Origin of the sequence: Cupriavidus sp. WGlv3, from assembly GCF_023952475.1 — a bacterium.
GTDB lineage: Bacteria > Pseudomonadota > Gammaproteobacteria > Burkholderiales > Burkholderiaceae > Cupriavidus > Cupriavidus phytorum.
Map to the genome: position 1 here is coordinate 62207 of NZ_JALHRX010000013.1, position 26682 is coordinate 88888.

The following is a 26682-nucleotide window of genomic DNA, read 5'->3' on the forward strand; positions in this document are numbered from 1 at the left end:
CGCCATGCGCGCCGACGCTTCAGGTGCGGACCAGCGGCCTGCGCCCGCCATCACTGCCGCCGGCGAATGGCTGGCGGGTGCGCGCGCGCTCGCGCCGATGCTGCTTGGCGTGGTGCCGTTCGGGCTGATCTACGGCGTGCTGGCGGTCGGCGCCGGCATGCCCGCGTGGCTGGCCTGCGCCATGAGCGCGATCGTGTTCGGCGGCGCCTCGCAGATGATCCTGACCCAGCTGTGGACCGCCGGCACCCCGGCGGTGGTGATCACGCTGACGGTGGCGATGGTCAACCTGCGCCACGCGCTGTACTCGGCCACCATCGCGCCGACACTGGCGCACCTGCCGCGGCGCTGGAAGGCGCTGATCGCCTACCTGCTGACCGACGAGGCCTTTGCCGCGATGACGCACCGGCTGGGCGACACCGGCCCGCGCGCCCGCTACCGCCACTGGTATTACTTTGGCGGCGGCTTCGCGCTGTGGGCCAGCTGGCAGCTATCGACGCTGGCCGGCGTGCTGGTGGGCGCCCAGGTGCCGCGCCACTGGCCACTGGACTTCTTCCTGCCGCTGACCTTTATCGGCATCATCGTGCCGGGCCTCCGGCACCGCTCGCATGTGGCCGCGGCGCTGGCGGCCAGTGCGCTGGCGGTGGCCTGCTACAGCCTGCCGCACAAGCTTGGCCTGATGGTGGCGGCGCTGGGCGGCATCGCCGTCGGCATGCTGGTGCTGGGACGCGGCAACCGCCCGGGGCCCCGCGCCGCCAGCCACGCCGCGGATACCAGCACTGCCAGCACCGCCGGCAAGGAGGCCGCATGAGCGCGCTGACGCTGCTGTGGGTGTTCCTGGCCGCGGGCCTGGCCACCTTTCTGATCCGCCTGTCGTTCATCGCCGTCGAAGGCCGGGTGCGGCTGCCGTCGTGGTTCCGCACCGCGCTGCAGTTCGTGCCGGCCGCGATGCTGTCGGCGCTGATCGCGCCCGACCTGCTGATGCAGCAGGGCGAACTCGCCCTGACCCCGACCAACGCCAGGCTGGTGGCCGGCGTGGTCGCCATCCTGATTGCCGCACGTACCCGCAGCGTGGGCTGGACCATTGCCGGCGGCATGGCCACGCTGCTTGCCCTGGAGGCCCTGTTCCGATGAAGGTGATGATTTTTGCCGCCGGCCGCGGCGACCGCATGCGTCCGCTGACCGATGCCTGTCCCAAGCCGCTGCTGGCGGTGGGCGGCAAGCCGCTGATCGTGTGGAAGATCGAAGCGCTGGCGCGCGCCGGGCTGCGCGACATCGTCATCAACCACGCCTGGCTGGGCGCGCAGATCGAGGCGGCGCTGGGCGACGGCAGCCGCTTCGGCGTGCGCATCGCCTACTCGGCCGAGGGCGAGGCGCTAGAAACCGCCGGCGGCATCGCCAAGGCCCTGCCGCTGCTGTCGCACGACCCGGTCCGCGGCGAGATCTTCCTGGCGGTGTCCGGCGACATCTTCTGCGACTACGATTTCCGCGCGCTGCTGCCGCGCGCGCAGGCGCTGGCGGGCGCGGCGGCACCGCACATGCATCTGGTGATGGTGCCGAACCCGCCGTTCCATCCGCGCGGGGATTTCGCGCTGGACGACCACGGCCGGCTCTCGCTAGAGGCCGAGCCGGCCAGCGGCGCGCGCCTCACCTTCGGCAATATCGGGCTGTACGACACCCGGCTGTTTACCGATATCGTGCCGGGCACGCGGCTGGCGATGACGCCGATCTACCATGCCGGCATCGCCGCCGGCACCGCTACCGGCGAGCGCTTCGACGGGCGCTGGGAGAACGTCGGCACGCCGGCGCAACTGGCGGACCTCGACGCGATGCTGTCGGCCGCACCAGGGCGCTAGCGCGCGCGACTTTGGCGCCACTGGCGCAGCGGCGCCGCCAGCGGCGGTAGAATCGGCCTGATCCCCCTTATCAGGCCAGACCAATGTCCGCACCCGATCACGCCCACCTCGCCGCCCTCCTCGCCGCCTGCCGCGAACGCCGCGCCCGAGTGCTGCAGCACCTGCGCGCCGGCGGCGGCGGCGTGGCGATCCTGCCCACGGCGCCGGAAGCCATGCGCAACCGCGACAGCGACTATCCGTACCGGCACGACAGCTATTTCTATTACCTGAGCGGCTTCACCGAGCCCGAAGCGGTGCTGGTGCTGGTGGCCGGCGCGCCCGGCGAGCCGGCCGAGGCCGACCGCAGCATCCTGTTCTGCCGCCCCAAGCATGAAGAGCGCGAGATCTGGGACGGCTTCCGCTTCGGCCCGGAAGGCGCGCGCGCCGCGTTCGGCTTCGACGAGGCGCATTCGGTCGAAGAGATCGACGCCACGCTGCCGCCGCTGCTGGCCAACCGCGCGCAGGTAGCCTACCCGCTGGCCGATTCGATCCGCACCGACATGCAGATGCGGCGCTGGCTCGACGCGGTGCGCATGCAGGGCCGCGCCGGCGTGGCCGCGCCGTCGGTGGCGCTCGACATCCGCACCCTGCTCGACGAAATGCGGCTGTTCAAGGATGCCGGCGAGCTGGCCATCATGCGCCGCGCCGCGGCGATTTCCGCCGGCGCCCATGTGCGCGCGATGCAGGCCACCCGCGCCGGCCTGCGCGAATACCACCTCGAGGCCGAGCTGCTCTATGAATTCCGCCGCCATGGCGCGCAGAGCGTGGCCTACAACTCGATCGTCGCCACCGGGCCCAACGCCTGCGTGCTGCACTACCGCGCCGGCCCGGCCGAACTGAAGGACGGCGACCTGTGCCTGATCGACGCCGGCTGCGAGCTCGACGGCTACGCCTCGGACATCACCCGCACCTTCCCGGTCTCGGGCCGCTTCTCGCCGGCGCAGCGCGAGCTGTATGACCTGGTGGTAGCCGCGCAGCAGGCCGCCATCGCCGAAACCCGCGCCGGCGTGCCTTACAACGTGCCGCATGACGCCGCCGTGCGCGTGCTGGCCCAGGGCATGCTCGACACCGGCCTGCTCGACCGCAACCAGGAAGGCACGCTCGACGACGTGCTGGCCAGCGGCAGCTACCGCCGCTTCTACATGCACCGCACCGGCCACTGGCTCGGCATGGATGTCCATGACGTGGGCGAGTACCGCGTGGCCAGCCACAGCGGCGAGGGCGAGCGGCCGTGGCGGCCGCTGCAGCCCGGCATGGTGCTGACCATCGAGCCAGGCATCTACGTGCGTCCGGCCGAGGACGTGCCCGAACGCTACTGGCATATCGGCATCCGCATCGAGGACGACGCCGTGGTCACCGAGGGCGACTGCGAGCTGATCACGCGCGGCGTGCCGGTGCTGGCCGACGAGATCGAAGCGCTGATGCGCGACCGCGCCAGCGCCGGAGGCCAGCGATGATCAGCTGGCTGCGCAAGATCCTGCCGGGCCAGGGCGGCGCCCGCGACCAGGCCGGCAGTGCCCGGCGGCCCGACCCTTCCGAACCGTTCATCGTCAACCTGTACGACGACCGCGTGGTGGTGCACCGCCCCGACGGCCAGCGCGAGGAGCTCGCCTGGAACGCGCTCGAGCGCGTGGTGGTGCGGGTCTCCGACCGCGCGCCCTGGGCCGGCAGGGCCTGGCTGATCCTGATCGGCGCGCCCGACTCGGGCCAGGGCTGCGTGGTGCCGTTCGATGCCGCCAACCATGCCGCGCTGCTGGAGCAGCTGCGCGCGCTGCCGGGCTTCGACCAGCAAAAGCTCGACAAAGCGCTGCGCGACGCCGCGGCCGGCAAGTCGCGCTCTGACGCGATCTGCTGGAAGCGCGGCGCGCAAGCACAAACCGGAACCGATGCAGATCACGCAGGAGGCAGTGACGATGCCGGCCCCGCAGCCTGATTCCGAAGGCCCCGCCGATATCGCCATCGTCGGCGGCGGCCCGGTCGGGCTGGCGCTGGCCTGCCAGCTGTTGCGCACCACCGGCTGGCGCATCTTGCTGGTCGACGCCGCCACGCCGGCGCGCGCGGCGCGCGACCCGCGCGCGATCGCGCTGTCGCACGGCAGCCGCCAGCTGCTGGAGCAGATCGGCGCATGGCCGGTGCCGGGCAGCCCGATCGAGCATATCCATGTGTCGCAGCGCGGCCGCTTCGGCCATGTCCGCCTGCACCATGACGACTACGGCGTGCCCGCGCTCGGCTACGTGGTGCGCTACGGCGAGCTGTGCAACGTGCTCGAGCGCGCGCTGGCGCAGGCCGCGCAGGCGGCCGGCGAAGGCCAGCTGCGGCGGGTCTTCGAAACCCGCATCGAGCGGATCGAGCAGGATCCGGTGCCGCGCGGCGCGGACGTGGCGGACGCCGGCATCGTGCATCTGGAGGGCACCGGCCACGACGGCCAGGCGGCACGGTTTGCCGCGCGCGTGGCGGTGCAGGCCGAGGGCGGGCTGTTCCATGAACAGGCCGCGCACCAGGGCCGCGGCGCGCGCACGCGCGACTACCGCCAGACCGCGGTGATCGCCCATGTCACCTGCTCGCGCCCGCAGCCCGGCTGGGCCTGGGAGCGCTTTACCGAGGAAGGCCCGCTGGCGCTGCTGCCGCACGAGGAACATGGCACGCCCGGCTACGCGCTGGTGTGGTGCTGCCCGCCCGAACAGGCCGCGCGCCGCATCGCGCTGCCGGACGCGCAGTTCGCGGCGGAGCTGGGCCGCGCCTTCGGCGACCGCATGGGCCAGTTCACGCTGGCCGGCAAGCGCCATGCCTTCCCGCTGGGGCTGAACGCCGCGCCGGTCACGGTCAACGGGCGCGTGGTGGCAGTCGGCAATGCCGCGCAGACGCTCCATCCGGTGGCCGGACAGGGGCTGAACCTGGGCCTGCGCGATGCGTTTGCGCTGGCCGACTCGCTGCGCGGCGCCTGCAGCCCGCAAGCGCTGCAGGCGTTTGCCGGCCGCCACCGCCTCGACCGCGCCGTCACCATCGGCGTGACCGACCTGCTGCCGCGCGTGTTCGGCGTGGCCTACCCGCTCGCGGCCCATGCCCGCGGCGCGTCGCTGGCGGCACTGGCATGCCTGCCGCCGCTGCGGCACGCGCTGGCGCGCCACATGATGTTCGGCATGCGCCGTTGAACGGCTGGCCGCACGCTGCCAGTGGCGCTTGCGCCACTGGTAGTGTGGCATGGCGCCACAGTCAAATCCGCGCTGCGCCGCGGATGCTCAAATCTTGGGCAACCGCGACCGATTGGCGGTAGAATCCTGCCCTCGCACATGTCCCGATCCACCGCCGGCAGTAGTTTCGGCAGGGGCATGTTTTTCCGTTTCGTCTCTGTTTCCTTCCCGCCCCGCACAGACTGTCCCGATCCGTCGCGGCGCATGTCGTGCGGCGACGCCGGGGCCACCGGGACGGGCCACCAGAATCGCCGCTTCACCGCCACAACCGCCACCACCGCCGTGCAGATCGGACCTCACCAACTCCGCAACAACCTGTTTGTCGCCCCGATGGCGGGCGTGACGGACCGGCCCTTCCGCCAGCTGTGCAAGCAGCTGGGCGCGGGCTACGCGGTGTCGGAAATGGTCGCGTCCAACGCCCAGCTGTGGAAGAGCGAGAAGACCATGCGCCGCGCCAACCACGCCGGCGAGGTCGAACCCATCTCGGTGCAGATCGCGGGCGCCGAGCCGTCGATGATGGCCGAGGCGGCGCGCTACAACGTCGACCGCGGCGCGCAGATCATCGACATCAATATGGGCTGCCCGGCCAAGAAGGTGTGCAACGTCGCCGCCGGCTCGGCCCTGCTGCAGAACGAGCCGCTGGTGGTGCGCATCGTCGAGGCGGTGGTCGCCGCGGTCGGCGAGCGCGTGCCGGTGACGCTGAAGATCCGCACCGGCTGGAACCGCGAAAACCGCAATGCGCTGCGCATCGCGCGCATGGTCGAGGACGCCGGCATCAGCATGCTGACCATCCACGGCCGCACCCGCGCCGACCTGTATCACGGCGACGCCGAGTACGAGACCATTGCCGCGGTCAAGGCGGAGCTGTCGATCCCGGTGGTCGCCAACGGCGACATCACCACGCCGCAGAAAGCCAGGGAGGTGCTGGCGCTGACCGGCGCCGACGCGCTCATGATCGGCCGCGCGGCGCAGGGCCGGCCCTGGCTGTTCCGCGAGATCGAGCACTTCCTGAAGACCGGCGAGATGCTGCCGTCGCCGGAAGTGGCCGAGATCCGCGCCATCATGAACGCGCACCTGGAAGACCATTACGACTTCTACGGCGAGTTCACCGGTGTGCGCACCGCGCGCAAGCACATTGCCTGGTACACGCGCGGGCTGCGCGGCGCCAACCTGTTCCGCCACCGCATGAACACGCTGGAAAGCACCGCCGAGCAGCTGGCGGCGGTCAACGCGTTCTTCGACGAGCAGGCGCAGATTTCCGACCGGCTGGTGTATGTCGACGACGCCGCGCAAGACAAAGACGAAGCGAACAACAACAAAAACGGGGAGTTGCTTGCCGCATGAGCCGCAACGCTATCGACCAGTGCATCCGGGAAAGCCTGGATACCTACTTTCGCGACCTGGACGGCGAAGAGCCGTCGAACATGTACAACATGGTGCTCGAGGCGGTCGAACGGCCGCTGCTGGAAGCCGTGATGGTGCGCGCCGAGCGCAACCAGTCGCTGGCGGCCGCCTACCTGGGCATCAATCGCAATACGCTGCGCAAGAAGCTGCAGCAGCACGGTTTACTTTGAATTTGAAGCGTTTCCCACTGCCATGATCAAGCAAGCCCTACTCTCCGTTTCCGACAAGACCGGCATCGTCGAATTCGCGCGCGAACTGAACGCGCTCGGCGTCACGCTGCTTTCCACCGGCGGCACCGCCAAGCTGCTGGCCGACAGCGGCCTGCCCGTGACGGAGGTGGCCGACTACACCGGCTTCCCGGAAATGCTCGACGGCCGCGTCAAGACGCTGCATCCGAAGGTGCACGGCGGCATCCTCGCGCGCCGCGACCTGCCCGAGCACATGGCCGCGCTGGCCGAACACCATATCCCCACCATCGACCTGCTGGTGGTGAACCTGTACCCGTTCCAGCAAACCGTGGCCAAGGATGACTGCACGCTGCCGGACGCGATCGAGAACATCGACATCGGCGGCCCGACCATGCTGCGCTCGGCGGCCAAGAACCACCGCGACGTGACCGTGATCGTCGACCCGGCCGACTACGCCGTGGTGCTCGGTGAAATGCGCGCCAACGGCAACAGCGTCGGCTACGACACCAACTTCCGCCTGGCCACCAAGGTGTTCGCGCACACTGCGCAGTACGACGGCGCCATCACCAACTACCTGACCAGCCTGGGTGCCGACAAGTCGCACCAGGCGCGCAGCGCCTACCCGCAGACGCTGAACCTGGCCTTCGACAAGGTCCAGGAAATGCGCTATGGCGAGAACCCGCACCAGTCGGCGGCGTTCTACCGCGACCTGAAGGCGGTCGACGGCGCGCTCGCCAACTACGTGCAGCTGCAGGGCAAGGAGCTGTCGTACAACAACATCGCCGACGCCGATGCCGCGTGGGAGTGCGTGAAGTCGTTCGACGCCGCCGCGGGCGCAGCCTGCGTCATCATCAAGCATGCCAACCCGTGCGGCGTGGCGCTGGGCGCCAACGCGCTGGAAGCGTATGACAAGGCCTTCAAGACCGACTCGACCTCGGCCTTCGGCGGCATCATCGCCTTCAACGTCGAGCTGGACGAAGCCGCCGCCCTGGCCGTGGCCAAGCAGTTCGTCGAAGTGCTGATCGCACCGGCGTTCAGCGCCGCCGCGCGCGCGGTGTTCGCGGCCAAGCAGAACGTGCGGCTGCTGGAGATTCCGCTGGGCAAGGGCATCAACCAGTTCGACTTCAAGCGCGTCGGCGGCGGCCTGCTGGTGCAGAGTCCCGACGCCAAGAACGTGCAGCCGTCCGAGTTGCGCGTGGTGACGCGCCGCCACCCGACGCCGAAGGAAATGGACGACCTGATGTTCGCCTGGCGCGTGGCCAAGTTCGTCAAGTCCAACGCCATCGTGTTCTGCGGCGGCGGCATGACGCTGGGCGTAGGCGCCGGCCAGATGAGCCGCGTCGATTCGGCCCGCATCGCCAGCATCAAGGCGCAGAACGCCGGCCTGACCCTGGCCGGGTCGGCGGTGGCGTCGGACGCGTTCTTCCCGTTCCGCGACGGCCTGGACGTGGTGGTCGATGCCGGCGCGACCTGCGTGATCCAGCCGGGCGGCTCGATGCGCGATGACGAAGTGATCGCCGCCGCCGACGAGCGCGGCATTGCCATGGTGCTGACCGGCACGCGGCATTTCCGCCACTAAGCACGGCACGCTCGCGGACTTGCGCAGCAAGGCCGCCGGCAAACGAAGCGGTTTCGCTCCCATGCGGGCAGCGAAACCGCTTTTTGCTTGGTGCGCCAGCGATGCCGGCGCGAACACCCGCGCAAAAAGCAATACACTAGCAGCGCCATCCACCCTACCCACCTAATGCGAATCCTAGGCATCGACCCCGGCCTGCGCACCACCGGCTTCGGCGTGATCGAGAAGCAAGGCAACAAGCTTGCCTACATCGCCTCGGGCACGATCAAGAGCGACGGCAATGCCAACCTGCCCGAACGGCTGAAGACGTTGTACGACGGCATCAGCGAGGTCTCGCGCACCTATGCGCCCGACTGCGCGGCGATCGAGAAGGTCTTCGTCAACGTCAACCCGCAGTCCACGCTGCTGCTGGGCCAGGCCCGCGGGGCGGCGATCTGCGGGCTGGTCGGCTATGGGCTGCCGGTGTTCGAATACACCGCGCTGCAGCTCAAGGTGGCGGTGGTCGGCTATGGCCGCGCCAACAAGGCGCAGGTACAGGAAATGGTGACGCGGCTGCTGATGCTGCCCGGCCAGCCCGGCAGCGATGCGGCCGATGCGCTGGGCGTGGCGATCTGCCATGCCAACGGCGGCGATACCCTGGGCACGCTGGCCGGCCTGGCGCCTGAGCTGGTGCGCAAGGGCATGCGCGTGCGGCGCGGACGCCTGGTCGGCTGAGCGCGACGAGTCTTTTACAATCGGGGCTTGGTCCCACCACAGGAACGCTGCATGCCTAGCCAGTCCCGACTGCGCGCGCCGCGCCCGCGCGCCGGCCTCTTCCCTGTTCTTGCCGCCCCCGGCCGATGGCTGTTCCCGGCCGCTGCCGCCGCGGCGTGCGCCGTGCTGATGGCGGGCTGTGCCACCGCACCGCGCCCGAAGCCGGCCACGCCCCCCGCGCCGCCGGCGCCCGCGCCCGCCCCAAGCGCCGCGCCTGCGGCCGCCGCCCAACCCAGGCCGCTGGTGATCGCGCATCGCGGTGCCAGCGCGCTGCGTCCGGAACATACGCTGGCAGCCTACGCCAAGGCGATCGAGGATGGCGCCGATGCGATCGAGCCCGACCTCGTCATGACGCGCGACGGCGTGCTGGTGGCGCGCCACGAGAACGACATCACCGGCACCACCAACGTCGCCGAACTGCCGCAGTTCGCCGAGCGCAAGCGCACCAAGGTGATCGACGGCGAGCGCCTGACCGGCTGGTTCACCGAGGACTTCACGCTGGCCGAACTGAAGACGCTGCGCGCGCGCGAGCGCATCCCGCGCCTGCGCCCGGCCAATGCGCGCCTGAACGACCAGTTCGAGGTGCCGTCCTTCGAAGAGATCGTGCGCCTGGCCGAGCAGGCCGCGCTGCGCACCGGCAAACCCGTCGGCATCTATGCGGAACTGAAGCACCCCAGCTATTTTCGCGGCATCGGCCTGCCGCTCGAGGACAAGCTCGCAGCGGCGGTGCGGGCGCAGGCCTATCTGCGCAATGCGCCGGTGTTCATCCAGTGTTTCGAGAGCGGCAGCCTGCGCGCGCTGCGGCGCACGCTGGGCCACGGCCTGCCCAACGTCAGGCTGGTCCAGCTGATCGGCAACCCGCGCAAGGGCCCGGCCGACTGGAAGCTGGCCGGCGACGGCCGCACCTTCGGCGACATGCTGAGCACGACCGGCCTGCGAGAAGTGGCGGCCTACGCCGACGGCATCGGCCCCGAGAAAAGCAGCATCGTGCCCCGCGATGCGCAGGGCGCGCTGGGCGCGCCGACGGCGGTGGTGCAGCAGGCCCATGCCGCCGGCCTGTTCGTGCATCCGTACACCTTCCGCCCGGAAAACAGCTTCCTGCCCAAGGCCCTGCAGAGCGGCGGCGACGAGGCCACGCGCAGCCCGGCGGGCATGGAGCGCGAGGTGCAGGCCTTCGTCGCGGCCGGCATCGACGGCTTCTTCACCGACGACCCGGCGCTGGGCCGGCGCGCTGTCGATACACCTGCACGCTGAGCCGGCCGGGCGGCCGCCGCGATACACTGGCGGCCGCCTCTTTCCTGACCTCCTGTTTTTTCCCGCACCATGATCGGACGCATCGCCGGCACCCTTATCGAGAAGAATCCCCCGCACCTGCTGGTCGACTGCCACGGCGTCGGCTACGAGGTCGACGTGCCGATGAGCACCTTCTACAACCTGCCGGCGATGGGCCAGCCGGTAACCCTGCTGACACAGCTGATCGTGCGCGAGGATGCGCACCTGCTGTACGGCTTCGGCAGCGCGGCCGAGCGCAACACCTTCCGCGAGCTGATCAAAATCACCGGCATCGGCGCGCGCATGGCGCTGGCGGTGCTGTCGGGCATGTCCGTGCCCGAGCTGGCGCAGGCGATCACGCTGCAGGAAGCCGGGCGCCTGACGCGCATCCCCGGCATCGGCAAGAAGACTGCCGAGCGCCTGCTGCTGGAGCTCAAGGGCAAGCTGGGCGCGGAACTGGGTCACGCGCCCGGCGCGCCGGCGGTGCCCGACAGTGCCGTCGACGTGCTCAATGCGCTGCTGGCGCTGGGCTACTCGGAAAAGGAGGCCGCTGCGGCGATCAAGCAGGTGCCGGCCGGCACCGGGGTGTCCGAAGGCATCAAGCTGGCGCTCAAGGCGCTGTCCAAGGCTTGAGCTTCGGATTGGCGCGTAGAATGGCGCATTGTTGCCGCTGTCCGGGCCCCTGACCACCATGATCGAAACAGACAAGCTTGCCGCCCCCGCCCGCGTGATCGCCGCCACCCCCGCCTCGTCGCACGAGGAGGCATTCGAGCGCGCACTGCGGCCCAAGCTGCTGGACGAGTATGTCGGCCAGGAAAAGGTGCGCGGGCAGCTGGACATCTTCATGCATGCGGCGCGCAAGCGGCGCGAGGCGCTCGACCACGTGCTGCTGTTCGGCCCGCCCGGGCTGGGCAAGACCACGCTGGCCCACATCATCGCGCGCGAGATGGGGGTGAACCTGCGCCAGACCTCCGGCCCGGTGCTGGAGCGCCCCGGCGACCTCGCCGCGCTGCTGACCAACCTCGAAGCCAACGACGTGCTCTTCATCGACGAAATCCACCGGCTCTCGCCGGTAGTCGAGGAAATCCTGTACCCGGCGCTCGAGGACTACCAGATCGACATCATGATCGGCGAAGGCCCGGCGGCGCGCTCGGTCAAGCTGGACCTGCAGCCGTTCACGCTGGTGGGCGCCACCACGCGCGCCGGCATGCTGACCAACCCGCTGCGCGACCGCTTCGGCATCGTCGCGCGGCTGGAGTTCTACACCGCCGATGAACTGGCCCGCATTGTCAGCCGCTCGGCCCAGCTGCTGCAGGCCCGCATCGATCCGCAAGGCGCGCTCGAAATCGCCCGGCGCGCGCGCGGCACGCCCCGCATCGCCAACCGGCTGCTGCGCCGGGTGCGTGACTATGCCGAGGTCAAGGGCGACGGCACCATCACGCGCGAGATGGCGGATGCCGCACTGGCCATGCTCGACGTCGACCGCGTCGGCTTCGACCTGATGGACCGCAAGCTGCTCGAGGCGGTGCTGCACAAGTTCGGCGGCGGCCCGGTCGGCGTGGACAACCTCGCCGCCGCGATCGGCGAAGAGCGCGACACTATCGAGGACGTGCTCGAACCCTACCTGATCCAGCAGGGTTACCTGCAGCGCACCCCGCGCGGGCGCGTGGCCACCGCGGCGGCTTACCGGCATTTCGGCCTGGCCAGCCCGCAAGGCATGGCCGGGGGCGCTGACGAACTGCTCGGCGACGCCTGAACCCGCGCCCGCGACGTGAGCCATGGCGCACACGTCGCAATCAATTAAACGTTTTAAATTCCCACCCCAAATTTTTTCGAAGTGGATTGCTGGCTGGTGGCCGGTTGTCCACAATGGCTTCATCGGCACCTGCCCGGTGCCATGACGGCTGTGTCCGCCGGGGCACGGCTCCTTTGCAAACCTGTCAAGGAAAGCCATGATCCGCCAGTGTTCCAGCCTGCTCGCCGCACTTCTCGCCGTGGCCGCGTTCAGCGCCGGCAGTGCCAACGCCCAGCGCCCGCCGGCGCCGGTCGGCGTGGCCGAAGAAGCGGTCATCAGCGGCAAGATCGTCGATATCGATCCCGAAACCAAGGCGGTGCTGGTGCAGGGCCCGCGCGGCAATGTGGTCGAGCTGGTGGGCGGCGACGAGGTCCGCAATTTCGGCCAGATCCGCAAGGGCGACATCCTGACCGTGGCGCGCGGCGCCGCGCTGGTCGCGGCGCTCGAGCCGGTCGACAGCAAGGCGACGGCACTGGCCGAATCGGTCGACCGCACCACGCGTGCGGCCGAGGGCGGCAAGCCCGGCATCATGCGCGAGATCACCACCACGGTGACCGCGCAGATCACCAAGATTGACCCGGCCAAGCGCCAGCTCACCTTCCGCGGCCCGCGCGAAACGCTGCGCACGGTCAAGGTCCAGGACCCCGCCATCGATCTGAATGGCATCAAGCAAGGCCAGATGGCCAAGATCGTCTACCGTGAAGTCGTGGCCATTACGGTCAGGGCGCCAGCGGCAGCCGCAGCAAACTGAGCCACTGAATCAGGCGCGGTACTTTTCCCATCAGGAGGTTACCTATGAATCGTCGCCACTTTGTTACCCGGGTTGCCGGATCGGGCCTGCTCGTTGCGACCGCGATGGCCGCGGGCTGTACCACCACCGGTACCGGCACGTCCAAAGACCCGGTCGCCAAGAAGCAAGAGATCGACGCGGGCGTCGACGGCGCGCTGAACCGATTGTTCTCCTCGGCCAATGGCTCGCGCGAGCTGGCGCAGCGCGCGCAGGGCATCCTGGTGTTCCCGCGCGTACTGGCAGGCGGCTTTATCGTAGGCGCCGAATACGGCGAAGGTGCGTTGCGCTCGAAGGGCGCGACGGTCGGCTACTACAGCACGACACAGGCCTCGGTCGGGCTGACCGCCGGCGGACAATCCAAGGCCGTCATCATCATGTTCATGACACCCGAGGCTTACAACAAGTTTGTGTCCAGCAAGGGCTGGACCGCGGGTGCGGATGCCAACGTGGCGGTGGCGAAGATCGGCGCGGACGGCAGGCTCGACACGCTGACCAGCCAGCAGCCGGTGATTGCCTTCGTGCAGACCAACGCCGGCCTGATGTTCGACGTCTCGGTGAACGGGTCCAAGATCAGCAAGCTGGATATCTGACATCGCGGCGCTGCCAACCTGGGAGGGTCCGCCCCTCCTGGACACGGTTCCCGGCTCAGGCCGGGAATTTCTTTTGTGGAGCACCCTATCGCTGCGCCACGCTGCGCCGCCCGGCGTGCGCGAACGCGCCGCGTGCTGGCATAATCGCGCCCAACCCACTGCGCCAGCGCGCACGCGACCGGGAGCCCCCATGTCAGCCATACCCGCCAGCCCGGCCCACGGCGGCCGCGTCTATCGCTACTACGACTTCGTCATGGTGGCCTTCGTCACCGTGCTGCTGTGCTCGAACCTGATCGGCGCGGCCAAGGCGGCGCAGGTGACGCTGCCGCTGATCGGCACGGTCACCTTCGGCGCGGGCGTGCTGTTCTTCCCGGTCTCATACATCTTCGGCGACGTGCTGACCGAGGTCTACGGCTACGGGCGCGATCGGCGCGTGGTCTGGGCCGGCTTTGCCGCGCTGGCCTTCGCCACCTTCATGAGCCTGGTGGTGCTGAACATGCCGGTCGCGCCGTTCATGGCGGATTACCAGAAGAGCCTGCAGGACGTATTCGGCAACACCTGGCGCATCGCGCTCGGCTCGCTGATCGCGTTCTGCTGCGGCAGCTTTGCCAATAGTTACGTGCTGGCCAAAATGAAGCTGTGGACCGCCGGCCGCTGGCTGTGGACGCGCACCATCGGCTCGACGCTGGCCGGCGAGCTGGTGGACTCGTCGCTGTTCTACGTGATCGCTTTCTACGGCATCTGGCCGCTGGAGCAGGTGGTCCAGGTGGCGGTGGCGCAGTATGTGCTGAAGACCGGCTGGGAGGTGGTGATGACGCCGGTCACGTACAAGGTGGTGGGCTTCCTGAAGCGCGCCGAGAACGAAGATTATTTCGACCGGCACACCAACTTCACGCCGTTCCGCGTCAGGGTCTAGCGCCGCGGCTAGGGCACGCGCCGGTCCACCTCGTCCAGCGCCAGGTTCTCCAGGTGGCTGACGTCGCCCCACTGGGCCAGCGTCAGATGGGTGCTGTCGCTGCGCAGGCGGTTGACGCTGGCATTGAGCAGTTCGTGCTGGCGTGGCGCTTCCAGCGTCATGCCGGTGGCCTCGCGGTAGAGGCAGTCGAGCACGCCGCCGTGCGCGACCAGCGCGATGCGCTCGCCCGGATGCCGGCGCGACAGCGCCAGCACCGCGTCGACCGCGCGTTCGTGGAAACCCAGCAGCGACTCGCCCGCGGGCGGCGCGTAATCGGGCACGCGCGCCTGCCAGCGGGCAAAGTCTTCCGGCAGGTGCTCGGCGACCTCGGCGTAGGTCTTGCCCTGCAGCGCGCCGTAGCTGCGCTCGCGCAGCCGCGCATCGGCGCGCACCTGCAGCCCCAGTGCCTCGGCCAGCGGCGCGGCGGTTTCCAGCGCGCGCGACAGGTCGCTGGAATACACCGCATCGATCGGCTCGCCCGCCAGCGCATCTGCCAGCGCGCGAGCCTGGGCATGGCCGGTCTCGTTCAGCGGAATATCGAGCTGGCCCTGCAGCCGGCGCTCCCGGTTCCAGGCCGTTTCGCCATGGCGGATCACGATCAGGTGGGTAAAGGCCAGCGAATGCGGCCCGGGGCTTTGCGACATGCCGTTTCCTTCGGGGTTGCTGCGGGTGCTTGCTTGGGGCCATGCCGGCCCGGCACCGCGCGGGACGCGGCACCGGCCCGGCTTCAGGCCGCCGACGACTTTGCCAGCGTCGGGTTCAGCGTATAGGTGCCGGTCAGGCTGGCCTGCGCCAGCACGTGGCCCTGGATCGCGTCGCGCACCTGGGTGCCGGTAAAGGTGCCTTCCAGCGGCAGCCGGTCGAGGTCCAGCGCATACAGCGTGAACACGTAATGGTGCAGCAGCGCGTCGTTCCACGGCGGGCACGGGCCGTCATAGCCGTAGTAGTCGCCCTTCATGTCGGCATCGCCGGCGAACCAGCCGGTGTAGTCGTTGATGCCGTGGCGCAGGCCGCCCGCGGTGGCGGTGCCGCCGGTGGCTTCCGGGCCCGGCTTGCCGCGCGCGATCACGCCGTCGCTGTGCGAGCCCGCGGCGATCGAGGTCAGGCCGGGCGGGATGTCGACCAGCACCCAGTGGAAGAAGTCCACGCGCGGTAGCGAGGCCGGCACTTCGCGGCCTTCCTGGTTGACGTCGTCGCCCTTGCTGGGGACGTCGCGGTCGTGGCAGATCAGCACGAACGAGCGCGTCTCGGCCGGCGCGTCTTCCCAGTGCAGGTCGGGATTGCGGTTGTTCGACAGGGCCACGTGGGCGGCGGCGTCGGGCACGCAGAAGGCGAACTCGCCGGGGATCGGCGCGTTGTCGTTGAAGGACTTGCTCCAGAGTTTCATTTGTCTCTCCTGTCTTGATGCCGCGCCGGGGACGCGGCAGCTTGGAATTGGTTCAGGCCGGTGCCACGCGCAGCCAGAACGTGACCGGACCGTCGTTGACGAGGCTGACCTGCATCATCGCGCCGAACTCGCCGGTCTGCACCTGCGGATGCGCCGCGCGCGCGCGCGCCACGAAATGCTCGTACAGGCGCCGGCCATCCTCGGGCGAGGCCGCGGGCGTGAAGCTCGGCCGCGTGCCGCTGTTGGTATCGGCCGCGAGCGTGAACTGCGACACCACCAGCAGCCCGCCCGGATTGCCGTTGCCGTCCATGTTCTGCACCGGCAGGTTCATCTTGCCGTCGGCATCGGAAAACACCCGGTACGACAGCATCTTGGCCAGCAGCCGCTCGGCCTGCGCCTCGGTGTCGCCGCGCTCGGCGCAGACCAGTGCCAGCAGGCCGGCGCCGATCTCGCCGGTGGTGCGGCCTGCGACCGTGACGCGGGCCTGGGCCACCCGCTGGATCAGCGCGATCATCGCCGCCTCAGGCCAGCGTCACGCGCGCGAAGCGGCGCTTGCCGACCTGCACGACGTAGGTGCCCGCGGCCACCTTGGTGGCCTTGTCGCTCACGGTGGCGCCGTCGATCTTGACGCCGCCCTGCTCGATATTGCGGTTGGCTTCCGAGGTCGACGGCACCAGGTTGGCCTGCTTGAGCAACTGCGCGATGCCCAGCGGCGCACCTGCCAGGCTCACCGCCGGGATGTCGTCCGGCACGCCGCCGCGGGCGCGGTGGTTGAAGTCTTCCAGCGCCTTCTCGGCATCGGCCTGGCTGTGGAAGCGCGCCACGATCTCCTGCGCCAGCAGCACCTTGCAGTCGCGCGGGTTGCGGCCGGCGGCGATCTCCTGCTTCATCAGGTCGATCTCGCTCATCGGGCGGAACGACAGCAGCGTGAAGTACTGCCACATCAGGTCGTCCGAGATGCTCATCAGCTTGCCGAACATCTCGTTCGGGGCCTCGGTCACGCCCACGTAGTTGCCCTTGGACTTGGACATTTTCTCGACCCCGTCCAGGCCCACCAGCAGCGGCATGGTCAGGATGCACTGCGGCTCCTGGCCGTATTCCTTCTGCAGCTCGCGCCCCACCAGCAGGTTGAACTTCTGGTCGGTGCCGCCCAGCTCCAGGTCGGACTTCAGCGCCACCGAGTCGTAGCCCTGCATCAGCGGGTAGAGGAACTCGTGCACGGAAATCGGAATCCCGGAGCGGAAGCGCTTGGTGAAGTCGTCGCGCTCCATCATGCGCGCCACGGTGTACTTGGCCGCGAGCTGGATCATGCCGCGCGCGCCGAGCGGGTCGCACCATTCGCTGTTGTAGCGGATCTCGGTGCGGGCCGGGTCGAGCACCAGGCTGGCCTGGCGGTAGTAGGTCTGGGCGTTGGCCTCGATCTGCTCGCGCGTGAGCGGCGGGCGCGTGCTGTTGCGGCCCGACGGGTCGCCGATGGTCGAGGTGAAGTCGCCGATCAGGAAGATCACCTGGTGGCCGAGGTCCTGCAGCTGGCGCAGCTTGTTCAGCACCACGGTGTGGCCGATATGGATGTCGGGCGCGGTCGGGTCCAGGCCCAGCTTGATGCGCAGCGGCACGCCGGTGGCCTCGCTGCGGGCCAGCTTCTGCGCCCACTCCGCTTCGATCAGCAACTCGTCGCAGCCGCGCCTGGAGACTTCCAGGGCCTGCATCACCGAGGGCGTCAGGGGGTATTTGGCCGGTGCGGCCGAGGCAACTTCAGTCATCACGTAAGTCTTTGAAATACTTGAAATTTTAGGAAATCTGCCGACAGCCGCCAGGGCCGGATTTTGGTATAATCCGCGTTTCCAGGCGCCAGCGGAAGCCTTTCCGGTGCGCCACTCGTCACTTTGCACAGCACTTTGCGCAGCAAGGCAGGCGGGCCAAAATTACTGAATACTGAACAGCACGCGCCGCACCTCGGGGGAGGAAGGCAGACGAGACACATCGTCCCCGGCAGCGGGCTCAGACCAAGGTTGAATTTTACGTGATGTGGTCCAGACTCCGCGAAGTTTTCGCGCGTGAGCTGGTGGTGCTGGTCGATCCGACCAACCCCCAGCATGCGCGGCGGCGCAAACAACTGACGGCCTCGGTCGGTGCGATCTTCACGCTCGGCATGGCCGCGGCCATGGGTGTCGCACCCCGCAGCGCCTACGACGATCCGCGCGCGCCCCGCACCCAGCAGGCCCTGCGCATGCCCGACGTGCGCGAACAGCTCGACCAGCTTACCGACAGCCAGGCCGTGTACGTGCGCGAAGAGCGCATGCAGCGCGGCGACACCATTGCCACCCTGCTCAAGCGGCTGGGCGTGGACGATGCCGACGCGCAGGCGTTCATCGTCAAGAACCCCACCGCGCGCGGCCTGTTCAACCTGAACCCGGGCCAGGCGGTGCAGGCGGAAATCGACGAGAGCAACACGCTGGTGTCGCTGCAGGCCAACCTCGGCGGCGACGCCGCGGCCTCGCGCGAGCTGGTGATCGAGCGCGTGCGCGCCGCCAGCGGCGACACCGCCGCCGCCTACAAGGCCAAGGTGCTGCGCGTCGACAACGACGTGCACTACGAGATGGCCTCGGGCGCGATTTCCTCCGGTGGCTTCTTCAAGGCCATGGACGCGGCCAACGTGCCCGACGAAGTGGTGCAGCAGATGCTGTCGATCTTCTCCGGCGTGATCGACTTCCACCACGACATCGCCGCCGGCGACCGCTTCCGCATCATCTATGAAGCGGGCTTTCGCGACGGCACCTTCGTGCGCAACGGCCGCGTGGTCGCGCTCGAGCTGATCAACCGCAACCAGCTGCACCAGGCGTTGTGGTTCGCGCCAGAGGGCAGCAAGGACGGCGGCGCCTACTACACTTTCGACGGGCGCAGCATGAAGCGGCCGTTCCTGCGCTCGCCGGTGGAGTTCTCGCGCGTGTCGTCCGGCTTCGGCGGCCGCGAGCATCCGCTGCATCACGACTGGGCCCAGCACAAGGGCGTCGATTTCGCCGCCCCCACCGGCACCAAGGTGCTGGCCACCGGGGACGGCGTGGTCGAGTTCGTCGGCCAGCAGAACGGCTACGGCAACATCGTCATCCTGTCGCATCCCAACGGCTACTCCACCTACTACGCGCACCTGTCGGGCTTTGCCGGCATGCGCCAGGGGCAGACGGTGCGCCAGGGCCAGCTGATCGGCTATGTCGGCGCGACCGGCTGGGCCACCGGCCCGCACCTGCACTATGAGTTCCGCTTCAATGACGTGCCGCAGAACCCGCTGACCATCACGCTGATGGAATCGCCGGCGCTGACCGGCAAGTCGCGCCAGGAATTCCTGACCTACACCAGCGGGTTGCTCAGCCGCATCAATGCGCTGCGCACCTACAACGTCCTGACCGCCGCCAACTGACCGCGTCCACCGTGATTCCCGTGCCCGGCAGCGAACGCTATATCGGCATCATGTCCGGCACCAGCATGGACGGTGCCGACGCGGTACTGGTCGATTTCAGCGGCGCCCGTCCCGCGGTGCTGGCGGCCGCCAGCCAGCCCTTCCCCGACACGCTGCGCGCCGCCTTCGGCGCGCTGCAGCAACCGGGCGAGGACGAGATCCACCGCGAGGCGCTGGCGGCCAATGCGCTGGCGCAGGTCTACGCCGACTGCGTCGCCGCGCTGTTGCGCGAGGCGGGCATCGATGCCGCCTCGGTCGCCGCCATCGGCGCCCACGGCCAGACCATCCGCCATCGTCCCGGCCTCTACGACGGCATCGGCTATACCCGCCAGAGCCAGCATCCGGCGCGGCTGGCGGAGCTGGCCGGCATCGACGTGGTGGCGGACTTCCGCAGCCGCGACCTCGCCGCCGGCGGACAGGGCGCGCCGCTGGTGCCGGCGCTGCATCACGCGCTGTTCGGCAGCGACGCCGAGACCCGCGTGGTCTGCAATATCGGCGGCATCTCCAACATCAGCATCCTGCCGGCAGCGGACGGCCCTGTCAGCGGCCCCATCAGCGGCTTCGACTGCGGGCCGGGCAATGCGCTGCTCGACTACTGGATCGGCCGCCACCGCGGCCTGGCTTTCGACCGCAACGGCGACTGGGCCGCCAGCGGGCGGGTCGACGCCGCGCTGCTGGCGCAGTGCCTGGCCGAGCCCTATTTCAGCGCGGCGCCGCCCAAGAGCACCGGGCGCGACCTGTTCCATCCCGGCTGGCTGGAAGCGCGGCTGGCGGCATTCCCGCAGCTCGCGCCGGCCGACGTGCAGGCCACGCTGGCGGCGCTGACCGCCGAGGCCATCGCGCGCGACGTGCGCGCCAGCGCGCCCGCCGCGCGGCGGCTGATCGTCTGCGGCGGCGGCGCCCGCAATGCCTTCGTGATGGCGCGGCTGGCGCAGGCCCTGCCCGGCGTGGCCATCGAGACCTCAGACGACTACGGCGTGCCGGTGTCGCAGGTCGAAGCCATCGCCTTTGCCTGGCTCGCGCGCCAGTGCCTCTTGCGCCTGCCCGGCAACGTCCCCACCGTGACCGGCGCCGCCGGGCAGCGCGTGCTGGGTGCGATCTACCCGCGCTGAACCGCGCCGCCGCCGCCCTCCCCTGCATCGACCCAATCCATGAACGCCTGCGCCAGCGGCGATGCCCGCATGGCCGGCGAGTGCGCCAGCACCACACGCTGCGGCGTCACCGGCTCGCGCAGCGGCCGGCAGGCGATCGGCACGCCGTCGTAGCTGTGGTCGCCCGCGGGCCGCGTGCACGACAGCGCCACCCCATAGCCGTGCGCCACCAGTCCGCGCTGCATCTCGAAGGTCTGCGTGTACTGGTGCAGCACCGGGTGCAGCCCGTGGGCCCAAAACAATGACAGGAAGTATTCGCGGGTCTGTGGGATGTCCTCGAGGATCAACCGCTCGGCGGCCAGGTCGGCCAGGCTGACCTCGGCGCTGCTTGCCAGCGGATGGTTGACCGGCAACAGTGCATAGGGCGCCAGTTCCGCCAGCGTGCGGCGCTCGGTGCGGGCGTCGAGTCCCAGTTCATAGGTCAGCGCCAGCTCCGCCTTGCCGGCCTGCAAGGTGCGATGGACGGTGGCGAGGTCGGCCTCGAACAGCGTCACCGAGATGCCGGGATGGCGCTGTCGCAGTCCCGCCAGCAGGCGCGGCACGAAGTACGGGCCCAGGTCCTGGAAGCAGGTCAGCGACAGCTGGCCGCTCAGGCCCCTGCCTGCACCATCATCGACGGCAAGCCCCGCCGCCAGCGCCAGCACGTCGCGGGCCTTGCCCAGCAGGCGCTGCCCGGCCGGGGTCAGCGACAGCCCGCGGCTGACCTGCCGCCTGAACAGCGGCTCGCCCAGCGAGTCCTCCAGCTGGGCGATTGCAGTCGATACCGACGGCTGCGACACATGGCGCGCCCGGGCCGCGGCGCTGATACTGCCGTGCTCGGCGGCGGCGACGAAGTACTCGAGCTGCCGGAAGGAGAAAGGGATCATGATTTCCTATATCGCAACATAGGAAATATATGCTTTTCCTATCCTCTGCGCATGGCGATACTGGCGCCATCGCCCCGACACCTATCGCCATGGACATCACCCGGGAACAGATCGACACCTACCAGCGCGACGGCGTGCTGGTCTTGCGCGGCGCCTTTACCGACTGGGTCGAGCGCTTGCGCGAAGGCTTCGCGCTGAACCTGGCCGAGCCCGGTCCCTTCGCCATCGAGAACGTGCGCGCCGGCGAGACCGGGCGCTTCTTCGAGGACTATTGCAACTGGCAGCGCATCGCTCCGTTCGCCGCCTTTATCCGCGAATCGGCCGCGGCCGGTATCGCCGGACGGATCATGCAGTCGCAGGCGGTGCAGGTGTTCCACGAGCACATCCTGGTCAAGGAACCCGGCACCGCCAAGCCGACGCCATGGCACCAGGACCTGCCCTACTACTGCGTCGACGGCACCCAGACCGCGAGCTACTGGATTCCGCTGGACCCGGTCACGCAGGCGAACACGCTGCGCGTGGTGGCCGGCTCGCATCGCTGGCCGCGGCTGGTGCGGCCCAAGCGCTGGGCCAGCAACGAAAACTTCTATGGCGGCGACGATGCCTTCATGGAGATGCCCGACGTGGAGGACGGCAGCCACACGCTGCTGGCGCCGGAACTGGAACCGGGGGATGCGGTGGTGTTCGACTTCCGCACCGTGCACGGTGCCGCCGGCAATACCGGCACCGGACGGCGGCGGGCGTTCTCGGCCCGTTTTCTCGGCGACGACGTGCGCTTCATGCAGCGGCCCGGGCGCACCTCACCGCCGTTCCCGGGCATCGGCCAGCAGACCGGAGAGCGCCTGCGCGAAGACTGGTTTCCGGTGGTCTGGCGCGCCGCGCAGTAAGCTGGCTCGGCAAACAAAAAACGCACCCGAGGGTGCGTTTTTTTGTAAAACCGGGATCGCTCAGACCGAGAACGACGAGCCGCAACCGCAAGTGGTCGAGGCATTCGGGTTCTTGATCACGAACTGCGCGCCGTTGATGTCTTCCTTGTAGTCGATCTCGGCGCCGACCAGGTACTGGTAGCTCATCGAGTCGATCAGCAGGGTGACGCCGTTCTTGACCATGGTGGTGTCGTCTTCGTTGACTTCCTCGTCGAAGGTGAAGCCGTACTGGAAGCCGGAGCAGCCGCCGCCCTGCACGAACACGCGCAGTTTCAGCTCGGCATTGCCCTCTTCCTCGATCAACTGCTTGACCTTGTCGGCGGCGCTGTCGGTAAAGACGAACGGTGCCGGCACGTCCTCGGTAACGGGTGCCTCTGCGACTGCGTTCATGGGGTGTTCTCCTGTTTAGATACGCCTGTATTCTAAGCGCTACTGGGAAATCGTGCCGAAACCTTGTGTTTTCAAGGGGTTCCCGGCATCGAAGTCGCCGCTACGCGGCCTTTTTAGTGGGACTGGCTGCGGCCGCGGGAGTTTCGCCGGTGGTGGCAGCCTCGCTATCGGCCGCTTCGGTCACTTCGGCCAGCGGCGCCGCCTCGACCAGGTTCGGCAGCACCTTGACCTCGGCCTGCACCAGCGGCATCAGGCGGCCCTCGACGAGCGCGCCCTGGTGCATTTCGAGCGCGGCATAGCGCACGTCGCCCAGCACCCGCGCCTGCGGCTGCAGCTCCAGCAGGTCGCCGGCGTGCACCGGGCCCTTGACGGTGCCGTTCAGCACCAGATGGCCGACGCTGATCTCGCCCTCGACCATGCCCTTCTCGCTGACCACCAGCATGCTGGGCTTGCCCGCCGCGGCGGTCACATTGCCGCGCACGCGCCCGTCCAGGCGAAGGCCGCCGGCAAACACCAGGTCGCCGTCGATGGCGGTGTCTTCGCCGATCAGCGTGTCGATCGAAAGGCCTTTCTTCTTGGAAAACAGCATGACTCTCACTCCTCTCTCGTTCGTGCCAGGCTGGCCTGCCCATGGCGCAACTATGCCGGCAAGCCGGACTTGCCGTCGGCGACAGGGCGTGATTGTAGCCGCGTGCGGCCGGATACCCCACAAAAGTATGGCGGCCTGCTCACTATGACGGCAGCACCGTGCCGGTTCCGTAGCCCGCCGGGCGAAAAAAAACCGCACGGCCAGCGTGCGGTTTTTCTGGTCTCGCAAAGATCCGGCAGGGCCGGACCCGCGAAAACGCATCAGCGCTTCGAGAACTGCTTGCGACGACGCGCCTTGTGGAAGCCGACCTTCTTACGCTCGACTTCACGTGCATCGCGCGTGACGTAGCCAGCCTTCGACAGGGCCGACTTCAGGGTCGCATCGTAGTCGATCAGGGCGCGGGTGATGCCGTGGCGCACTGCGCCGGCCTGGCCGGTTTCGCCGCCGCCGGTGACGTTGACCTTGATGTCGAACGTTTCAGCGTGAGCGGTCAGTTCCAGCGGCTGGCGCACGATCATCAGCGAGGTTTCGCGAGCGAAATACTCTTTGATGGGCTTGCCGTTGACGACGATGTCGCCCTTGCCCGACTTGATGAAGACACGTGCCACAGCGCTCTTGCGGCGGCCAGTACCGTAATTCCAGTTACCGATCATGGATTGGCCTCCTTAGATTTCCAGCGCCTTGGGCTGCTGCGCTTCGTGCGGATGCTCGGCTTCGGCGTAAACCTTCAGCTTCTTGATCATCGCGTAGCCCAGCGGACCCTTCGGCAGCATGCCCTTGACAGCCTTTTCCAGGGCACGGCCCGGGAAACGCTGCTGCATCTTGCCGAACGTCGTTTCGTAGATACCGCCCGGGTAACCCGAATGGCGATAGTACTTCTTGTCCGTTTCCTTGGTACCCGTGACACGCAGCTTGGCTGCGTTGACGATGATGATGTAATCACCGGTGTCGACGTGCGGAGTGAATTCCGGCTTGTGCTTGCCGCGCAGACGGCGTGCCACTTCGCTGGCAACACGGCCGAGGACTTTGTCCGTCGCGTCAATCACGTACCAGTCGCGCTTTACCTCATGAGGCTTGGCGGAAAAGGTCTTCATGATTTTTCCTGACTATTGGTTCGTGCCCGTAATCCGACTCGCGAAGGCTTGTGCTCGCCCCTGCAAGTCTTGTGGCCCCCCTGAAGGTGGCCGGGTGCTGCTGTCTTCTTCCGCGGGCATGACGGAAAAGCCCTCGATTATACTGGCGGGCGTGGCGAGCGCACAAGCAAAGACTGAAGTTTTCGTCAAGACCGACGCCGATCGCCGCGGTTCTGGGGCCGCCCAAGGCACTTGCAGGCCAACGGCATTTGTTCAGGCGAAAAAAAACCCAAGCGTTTGAGCTTGGGTTTGAATCCACCAAAGGAGGAGGGTGGAGGAGACACCTGGAGATCGACGGAGGACTTGCGGGCGGTGCGGCGGGCTTGGCCGGGGCTTCAATTTCGCACTCTGGCGCGCTGTCTGCGCCGTCGTTCAATGATTGGAATTATACCTAGGGTTTGCCCGGATGCAAGGGAAATTTGCACTGCGAAATATGATTTCGTATTACGAAACGTTACCGGGGACTGCTCGGCTTGAATCGATACCTTAAAAATCAATTACTTACAGAACAAAGGAAGGTGTCATCCCAACGACATACTAGAGGAAACCCTCAGGTTTTCTAAGGTTATCGGCGCCGATGCCCCGAACTTGAGCTTGCCATATACTGGGAAAAGCAAGATTCGAGATCACGCGCTTGTGATCACAAACCGACAAAACGAAGCACAGGAACGAACAAAATGGAATGCAAAGTAACATGGATGGGCGCCGACGGCATGAGCTTCGTTGCCCAGACCGGCAGCGGCCATATCGTTGCCATGGACGGCGCTCCCGAAGGTGGTGGCCACAACCTGGCCCCGCGACCCATGGAAATGGTGCTACTGGGCACCGGCGGCTGCACCGCCTATGACGTGGTGCTGATCCTCAAGCGCGGCCGCCAGGACGTTACCGGCTGCAGCGTGCAGCTGCAGGCCGAACGAGCCGGCGAAGATCCCAAGGTGTTCACCCGTATCAACTTCCATTTTGTGGTCACCGGCAAGAATCTCAACCCCGCCACGGTCGAGCGCGCGATCAAGCTGTCGCACGAGAAGTACTGCTCGGCGTCGATCATGCTGGCCAAGACGGCCGAGATCACGCACACGCTGCAAATCGTCGAAGGCTGATGGAAGTTTGGCCGGCCCGGTGCGCCGCGCGGGCGCCGGGTCGTGCCGATGACTGAAGCAAAGCAGGCCGATAAGCCGGATTCTGTGCGCCCCGCCCGCCTTGCGGCGCGCGGCGCGTGACAACCATTCCTCTAGGCCGGCTGTTACCAGCCGGCTCCAGCTCCCTACCCGCAGACTCAGCGGGCCGCTTCATCGCCTGCCTATTTGGGATTGCTCCAGGTGGAGGTTACCGCGTTTCACCCTTCCCGCCGGGCGAACCCGGCGGCAAGACTCGTCTCTGTGGCCCTATTCCGCACGTTGCCGTGGATGGCTGTTAGCCAACACCCTGCCCTGTGGAGTCCGGACTTTCCTCCCCCTGCACCTTGCGGTGCAGGCAGCGGTTGCCTGGCCTGCTTTGCGGCCCGCAGTCTAACACCGATTGCTGCCGCTTGCCGGCCGCTTCAGCCGGCCTCGCGGTCGCGGCGCCGGCCGGGACGGAATACGGTGGCATCGGCGTAGAAGTCCGGGTCCGCGTTGTCCTCGCACCAGCCCGGGATGCCCATCACCGGCAGCGGCGCAAAGCTGCGTCCGCCCCGCAACGTCCCGGCATCGGCGGCGGACTGCAGTGACCCGGCAAGCACCGCATCGAGCGCGGCATCGCCCGGCACGAGCGGCAGTGTCCACGCATGCGCCGTCACCGACTTGTACGGCTGCACCAGTTTTTCAAGCAAGGCGTGGCCGAACGGCACCACCGCGCAGCCGGCTTCCCACGCGAAGCGGGCATCAACAAACAGTGACTTCCAGTCAAAGCCCCTGAGCGCCGTGCTCATGCCGGCGTCCGTGCTGAGGAACAGCACCGCGTTCTCGTCGAACAGCGTCGCCGCGTCGCGCACGCCACCGCGCGTGGTCTGTACGCCGTCGCGGGCGATGACATCGGACTGGATCTGGTTGAGCGCGCGCTTGGCCTGGGGAAAATGCAGCCAGATCAGCGCGTTGAAGAAATCGTGGAGATTGTCGCGGGTGGGGACTGCGCCGGTGGCGTCGATATGCGCTTCATAGGCGCTGCCGGCCGGCAGCGCCTGCTGCGCGATAAAGCGCAGCGGCAGCCCGCGCGCAGTGCGCAGGTCCAGTGCCGCGGCGCGGGCATCGAGCGCGCTGCGCAGGTCGGCACCACCCTGCACTGCCGCCGCCAGCGCGGCGCCGTGTGCGGCAAAAGGCCGGAACCACGGCCGGGACCAGTCGATCCCGGCCAGCGCGCCGGCGAAGTGCTCGCCGGCCGCGGTCTGCTGGGTGCGCAA

The 26682-nt window shown here is 68.3% G+C and carries 31 protein-coding genes and 1 other RNA gene; 21 read left to right on the plus strand and 11 right to left on the minus strand.

Annotated elements, in window-relative coordinates; genetic code table 11:
- The first annotated feature begins 4 nt into the window (after nt 1-4).
- The 16 genes from MKD38_RS20750 (at nt 5) to MKD38_RS20825 (ending at nt 14367) form a co-directional block, all read left to right on the plus strand.
- A complete protein-coding gene (locus MKD38_RS20750) occupies nt 5-808 on the plus strand; it encodes an AzlC family ABC transporter permease (RefSeq protein WP_252679554.1) in 804 nt (267 codons plus the stop codon).
- Entirely contained in the window at nt 805-1131 is a 327-nt protein-coding gene (locus MKD38_RS20755; protein ID WP_012351792.1) for an AzlD domain-containing protein, read from the plus strand. The genes MKD38_RS20750 and MKD38_RS20755 overlap by 4 nt, the downstream gene beginning before the upstream one ends.
- Nucleotides 1128-1853 carry an N-acetylmuramate alpha-1-phosphate uridylyltransferase MurU gene (gene murU / locus MKD38_RS20760; RefSeq protein WP_252679556.1) on the plus strand — a complete coding sequence of 242 codons (726 nt, stop codon included), beginning with the start codon at nt 1128-1130 and terminating at the stop codon, nt 1851-1853. Before MKD38_RS20755 ends, murU begins: the two co-directional genes overlap by 4 nt.
- Before the next feature lie 83 nt (nt 1854-1936).
- Nucleotides 1937-3349, plus strand: a complete 1413-nt coding sequence (locus MKD38_RS20765) for an aminopeptidase P N-terminal domain-containing protein (protein WP_252679558.1) — start codon at nt 1937-1939, stop codon at nt 3347-3349.
- Entirely contained in the window at nt 3346-3825 is a 480-nt protein-coding gene (locus tag MKD38_RS20770) for a hypothetical protein (RefSeq protein WP_252679559.1), read from the plus strand. The genes MKD38_RS20765 and MKD38_RS20770 overlap by 4 nt, the downstream gene beginning before the upstream one ends.
- Nucleotides 3806-5044, plus strand: a complete 1239-nt coding sequence (locus MKD38_RS20775) for a UbiH/UbiF/VisC/COQ6 family ubiquinone biosynthesis hydroxylase (protein ID WP_252679560.1) — start codon at nt 3806-3808, stop codon at nt 5042-5044. The genes MKD38_RS20770 and MKD38_RS20775 overlap by 20 nt, the downstream gene beginning before the upstream one ends.
- 321 nt (nt 5045-5365) lie before the next feature.
- Nucleotides 5366-6427: a tRNA dihydrouridine synthase DusB gene (gene dusB / locus MKD38_RS20780; protein WP_252679711.1), complete on the plus strand. Its 1062-nt coding sequence runs from the start codon at nt 5366-5368 to the stop codon at nt 6425-6427.
- Nucleotides 6424-6657: a Fis family transcriptional regulator gene (locus MKD38_RS20785; RefSeq protein WP_010813887.1), complete on the plus strand. Its 234-nt coding sequence runs from the start codon at nt 6424-6426 to the stop codon at nt 6655-6657. Before dusB ends, MKD38_RS20785 begins: the two co-directional genes overlap by 4 nt.
- 22 nt (nt 6658-6679) lie before the next feature.
- Nucleotides 6680-8254, plus strand: a complete 1575-nt coding sequence (purH, locus tag MKD38_RS20790; RefSeq protein ID WP_252679561.1) for a bifunctional phosphoribosylaminoimidazolecarboxamide formyltransferase/IMP cyclohydrolase — start codon at nt 6680-6682, stop codon at nt 8252-8254.
- A 165-nt stretch (nt 8255-8419) separates the two neighbouring features.
- Complete coding sequence (gene ruvC / locus MKD38_RS20795; RefSeq protein WP_018008809.1) at nt 8420-8965, plus strand: crossover junction endodeoxyribonuclease RuvC; 546 nt, start codon at nt 8420-8422, stop codon at nt 8963-8965.
- A gap of 51 nt (nt 8966-9016) precedes the next feature.
- Nucleotides 9017-10258 (plus strand): glycerophosphodiester phosphodiesterase, encoded by a 1242-nt coding sequence (locus MKD38_RS20800; RefSeq protein WP_252679566.1) that lies wholly within the window; start codon nt 9017-9019, stop codon nt 10256-10258.
- 69 nt (nt 10259-10327) lie between these two features.
- Nucleotides 10328-10909 carry a Holliday junction branch migration protein RuvA gene (ruvA, locus tag MKD38_RS20805; protein ID WP_252679570.1) on the plus strand — a complete coding sequence of 194 codons (582 nt, stop codon included), beginning with the start codon at nt 10328-10330 and terminating at the stop codon, nt 10907-10909.
- A gap of 58 nt (nt 10910-10967) precedes the next feature.
- A complete protein-coding gene (gene ruvB, locus MKD38_RS20810; RefSeq protein ID WP_252679577.1) occupies nt 10968-12032 on the plus strand; it encodes a Holliday junction branch migration DNA helicase RuvB in 1065 nt (354 codons plus the stop codon).
- Nucleotides 12033-12228: 196 nt separating this feature from the next.
- Nucleotides 12229-12822, plus strand: a complete 594-nt coding sequence (locus tag MKD38_RS20815) for a hypothetical protein (RefSeq protein WP_252679579.1) — start codon at nt 12229-12231, stop codon at nt 12820-12822.
- Between the two features lie 44 nt (nt 12823-12866).
- Nucleotides 12867-13451, plus strand: a complete 585-nt coding sequence (locus MKD38_RS20820; protein ID WP_252679580.1) for a BPSL1445 family SYLF domain-containing lipoprotein — start codon at nt 12867-12869, stop codon at nt 13449-13451.
- Between the two features lie 190 nt (nt 13452-13641).
- The gene (locus MKD38_RS20825) at nt 13642-14367 is read left to right on the plus strand and encodes a queuosine precursor transporter (protein WP_252679581.1); all 726 of its coding nucleotides are present in this window, start codon (nt 13642-13644) and stop codon (nt 14365-14367) included.
- 8 nt (nt 14368-14375) lie between these two features.
- Here MKD38_RS20825 and MKD38_RS20830 read toward each other — a convergent pair whose 3' ends face one another.
- The 4 genes from MKD38_RS20830 to tyrS all read right to left on the minus strand — a co-directional run bounded on the left by MKD38_RS20830 (nt 14376) and on the right by tyrS (nt 17556).
- Nucleotides 14376-15050 (minus strand): histidine phosphatase family protein, encoded by a 675-nt coding sequence (locus MKD38_RS20830; protein ID WP_252679582.1) that lies wholly within the window; start codon nt 15048-15050, stop codon nt 14376-14378.
- Nucleotides 15051-15133: 83 nt separating this feature from the next.
- Nucleotides 15134-15793 carry a YbhB/YbcL family Raf kinase inhibitor-like protein gene (locus tag MKD38_RS20835; RefSeq protein WP_252679583.1) on the minus strand — a complete coding sequence of 220 codons (660 nt, stop codon included), beginning with the start codon at nt 15791-15793 and terminating at the stop codon, nt 15134-15136.
- 52 nt (nt 15794-15845) lie between these two features.
- Nucleotides 15846-16307: a D-aminoacyl-tRNA deacylase gene (gene dtd / locus MKD38_RS20840; protein WP_115708196.1), complete on the minus strand. Its 462-nt coding sequence runs from the start codon at nt 16305-16307 to the stop codon at nt 15846-15848.
- 7 nt (nt 16308-16314) lie between these two features.
- Nucleotides 16315-17556 carry a tyrosine--tRNA ligase gene (gene tyrS, locus MKD38_RS20845; RefSeq protein ID WP_252679584.1) on the minus strand — a complete coding sequence of 414 codons (1242 nt, stop codon included), beginning with the start codon at nt 17554-17556 and terminating at the stop codon, nt 16315-16317.
- A 263-nt stretch (nt 17557-17819) separates the two neighbouring features.
- Between tyrS and MKD38_RS20850 the strand changes: the two genes are divergently transcribed.
- Entirely contained in the window at nt 17820-19211 is a 1392-nt protein-coding gene (locus tag MKD38_RS20850; RefSeq protein WP_252679585.1) for a M23 family metallopeptidase, read from the plus strand.
- A 50-nt stretch (nt 19212-19261) separates the two neighbouring features.
- Nucleotides 19262-20362 carry an anhydro-N-acetylmuramic acid kinase gene (locus MKD38_RS20855; RefSeq protein WP_252679713.1) on the plus strand — a complete coding sequence of 367 codons (1101 nt, stop codon included), beginning with the start codon at nt 19262-19264 and terminating at the stop codon, nt 20360-20362.
- On the opposite strand, the gene MKD38_RS20860 is transcribed toward MKD38_RS20855, so the two are convergent.
- Nucleotides 20350-21267: a LysR substrate-binding domain-containing protein gene (locus tag MKD38_RS20860; protein WP_252679587.1), complete on the minus strand. Its 918-nt coding sequence runs from the start codon at nt 21265-21267 to the stop codon at nt 20350-20352. The two genes, MKD38_RS20855 and MKD38_RS20860, sit on opposite strands and share 13 nt — an antisense overlap.
- Nucleotides 21268-21356: 89 nt before the next feature.
- Here MKD38_RS20860 and MKD38_RS20865 point away from each other — a divergent pair, with 89 nt between their 5' ends.
- On the plus strand, nt 21357-22154 hold the full coding sequence (locus MKD38_RS20865; protein ID WP_252679588.1) for a phytanoyl-CoA dioxygenase family protein: 798 nt from the start codon (nt 21357-21359) through the stop codon (nt 22152-22154).
- 60 nt (nt 22155-22214) lie between these two features.
- Here MKD38_RS20865 and erpA read toward each other — a convergent pair whose 3' ends face one another.
- The 4 genes from erpA to rplM form a co-directional block, all read right to left on the minus strand.
- Nucleotides 22215-22583, minus strand: coding sequence for an iron-sulfur cluster insertion protein ErpA (erpA, locus tag MKD38_RS20870; RefSeq protein ID WP_010813904.1), 369 nt, complete (start codon nt 22581-22583; stop codon nt 22215-22217).
- Nucleotides 22584-22683: 100 nt separating this feature from the next.
- Nucleotides 22684-23172, minus strand: coding sequence for a bactofilin family protein (locus MKD38_RS20875; RefSeq protein WP_252679590.1), 489 nt, complete (start codon nt 23170-23172; stop codon nt 22684-22686).
- 260 nt (nt 23173-23432) lie between these two features.
- Complete coding sequence (gene rpsI, locus MKD38_RS20880) at nt 23433-23825, minus strand: 30S ribosomal protein S9 (protein WP_012351769.1); 393 nt, start codon at nt 23823-23825, stop codon at nt 23433-23435.
- A 12-nt stretch (nt 23826-23837) separates the two neighbouring features.
- Nucleotides 23838-24266, minus strand: coding sequence for a 50S ribosomal protein L13 (rplM, locus tag MKD38_RS20885; RefSeq protein WP_010813907.1), 429 nt, complete (start codon nt 24264-24266; stop codon nt 23838-23840).
- Here rplM and MKD38_RS20890 point away from each other — a divergent pair.
- Both MKD38_RS20890 and MKD38_RS20895 read left to right on the plus strand, forming a co-directional pair.
- The gene (locus MKD38_RS20890) at nt 24265-24546 is read left to right on the plus strand and encodes a hypothetical protein (protein WP_252679592.1); all 282 of its coding nucleotides are present in this window, start codon (nt 24265-24267) and stop codon (nt 24544-24546) included. The genes rplM and MKD38_RS20890 overlap by 2 nt on opposite strands.
- A 436-nt stretch (nt 24547-24982) precedes the next feature.
- Nucleotides 24983-25405, plus strand: a complete 423-nt coding sequence (locus tag MKD38_RS20895; protein ID WP_252679594.1) for an OsmC family protein — start codon at nt 24983-24985, stop codon at nt 25403-25405.
- 55 nt (nt 25406-25460) lie between these two features.
- On the opposite strand, the gene rnpB is transcribed toward MKD38_RS20895, so the two are convergent.
- An RNA gene (rnpB, locus tag MKD38_RS20900) (RNase P RNA component class A) lies at nt 25461-25801 on the minus strand.
- 44 nt (nt 25802-25845) lie between these two features.
- Nucleotides 25846-26682, minus strand: coding sequence for a DUF3025 domain-containing protein (locus MKD38_RS20905; RefSeq protein WP_252679596.1), 837 nt, complete (start codon nt 26680-26682; stop codon nt 25846-25848).

Coding starts and splice junctions, on each gene's coding strand:
- MKD38_RS20750 (WP_252679554.1), top strand. CDS start 5: ATGCGCGCCGACGCTTCAGGTGCGGACCAGCGGCCTGCGCCCGCCATC.
- MKD38_RS20755 (WP_012351792.1), top strand. CDS start 805: ATGAGCGCGCTGACGCTGCTGTGGGTGTTCCTGGCCGCGGGCCTGGCC.
- murU (WP_252679556.1), top strand. CDS start 1,128: ATGAAGGTGATGATTTTTGCCGCCGGCCGCGGCGACCGCATGCGTCCG.
- MKD38_RS20765 (WP_252679558.1), top strand. CDS start 1,937: ATGTCCGCACCCGATCACGCCCACCTCGCCGCCCTCCTCGCCGCCTGC.
- MKD38_RS20770 (WP_252679559.1), top strand. CDS start 3,346: ATGATCAGCTGGCTGCGCAAGATCCTGCCGGGCCAGGGCGGCGCCCGC.
- MKD38_RS20775 (WP_252679560.1), top strand. CDS start 3,806: ATGCCGGCCCCGCAGCCTGATTCCGAAGGCCCCGCCGATATCGCCATC.
- MKD38_RS20785 (WP_010813887.1), top strand. CDS start 6,424: ATGAGCCGCAACGCTATCGACCAGTGCATCCGGGAAAGCCTGGATACC.
- purH (WP_252679561.1), top strand. CDS start 6,680: ATGATCAAGCAAGCCCTACTCTCCGTTTCCGACAAGACCGGCATCGTC.
- ruvC (WP_018008809.1), top strand. CDS start 8,420: ATGCGAATCCTAGGCATCGACCCCGGCCTGCGCACCACCGGCTTCGGC.
- MKD38_RS20800 (WP_252679566.1), top strand. CDS start 9,017: ATGCCTAGCCAGTCCCGACTGCGCGCGCCGCGCCCGCGCGCCGGCCTC.
- ruvA (WP_252679570.1), top strand. CDS start 10,328: ATGATCGGACGCATCGCCGGCACCCTTATCGAGAAGAATCCCCCGCAC.
- ruvB (WP_252679577.1), top strand. CDS start 10,968: ATGATCGAAACAGACAAGCTTGCCGCCCCCGCCCGCGTGATCGCCGCC.
- MKD38_RS20815 (WP_252679579.1), top strand. CDS start 12,229: ATGATCCGCCAGTGTTCCAGCCTGCTCGCCGCACTTCTCGCCGTGGCC.
- MKD38_RS20820 (WP_252679580.1), top strand. CDS start 12,867: ATGAATCGTCGCCACTTTGTTACCCGGGTTGCCGGATCGGGCCTGCTC.
- MKD38_RS20825 (WP_252679581.1), top strand. CDS start 13,642: ATGTCAGCCATACCCGCCAGCCCGGCCCACGGCGGCCGCGTCTATCGC.
- MKD38_RS20830 (WP_252679582.1), bottom strand. CDS start 15,050: ATGTCGCAAAGCCCCGGGCCGCATTCGCTGGCCTTTACCCACCTGATC.
- MKD38_RS20835 (WP_252679583.1), bottom strand. CDS start 15,793: ATGAAACTCTGGAGCAAGTCCTTCAACGACAACGCGCCGATCCCCGGC.
- dtd (WP_115708196.1), bottom strand. CDS start 16,307: ATGATCGCGCTGATCCAGCGGGTGGCCCAGGCCCGCGTCACGGTCGCA.
- tyrS (WP_252679584.1), bottom strand. CDS start 17,556: ATGACTGAAGTTGCCTCGGCCGCACCGGCCAAATACCCCCTGACGCCC.
- MKD38_RS20850 (WP_252679585.1), top strand. CDS start 17,820: ATGTGGTCCAGACTCCGCGAAGTTTTCGCGCGTGAGCTGGTGGTGCTG.
- MKD38_RS20855 (WP_252679713.1), top strand. CDS start 19,262: ATGTCCGGCACCAGCATGGACGGTGCCGACGCGGTACTGGTCGATTTC.
- MKD38_RS20860 (WP_252679587.1), bottom strand. CDS start 21,267: ATGATCCCTTTCTCCTTCCGGCAGCTCGAGTACTTCGTCGCCGCCGCC.
- MKD38_RS20865 (WP_252679588.1), top strand. CDS start 21,357: ATGGACATCACCCGGGAACAGATCGACACCTACCAGCGCGACGGCGTG.
- erpA (WP_010813904.1), bottom strand. CDS start 22,583: ATGAACGCAGTCGCAGAGGCACCCGTTACCGAGGACGTGCCGGCACCG.
- MKD38_RS20875 (WP_252679590.1), bottom strand. CDS start 23,172: ATGCTGTTTTCCAAGAAGAAAGGCCTTTCGATCGACACGCTGATCGGC.
- rpsI (WP_012351769.1), bottom strand. CDS start 23,825: ATGATCGGTAACTGGAATTACGGTACTGGCCGCCGCAAGAGCGCTGTG.
- MKD38_RS20890 (WP_252679592.1), top strand. CDS start 24,265: ATGATTTTTCCTGACTATTGGTTCGTGCCCGTAATCCGACTCGCGAAG.
- rplM (WP_010813907.1), bottom strand. CDS start 24,266: ATGAAGACCTTTTCCGCCAAGCCTCATGAGGTAAAGCGCGACTGGTAC.
- MKD38_RS20895 (WP_252679594.1), top strand. CDS start 24,983: ATGGAATGCAAAGTAACATGGATGGGCGCCGACGGCATGAGCTTCGTT.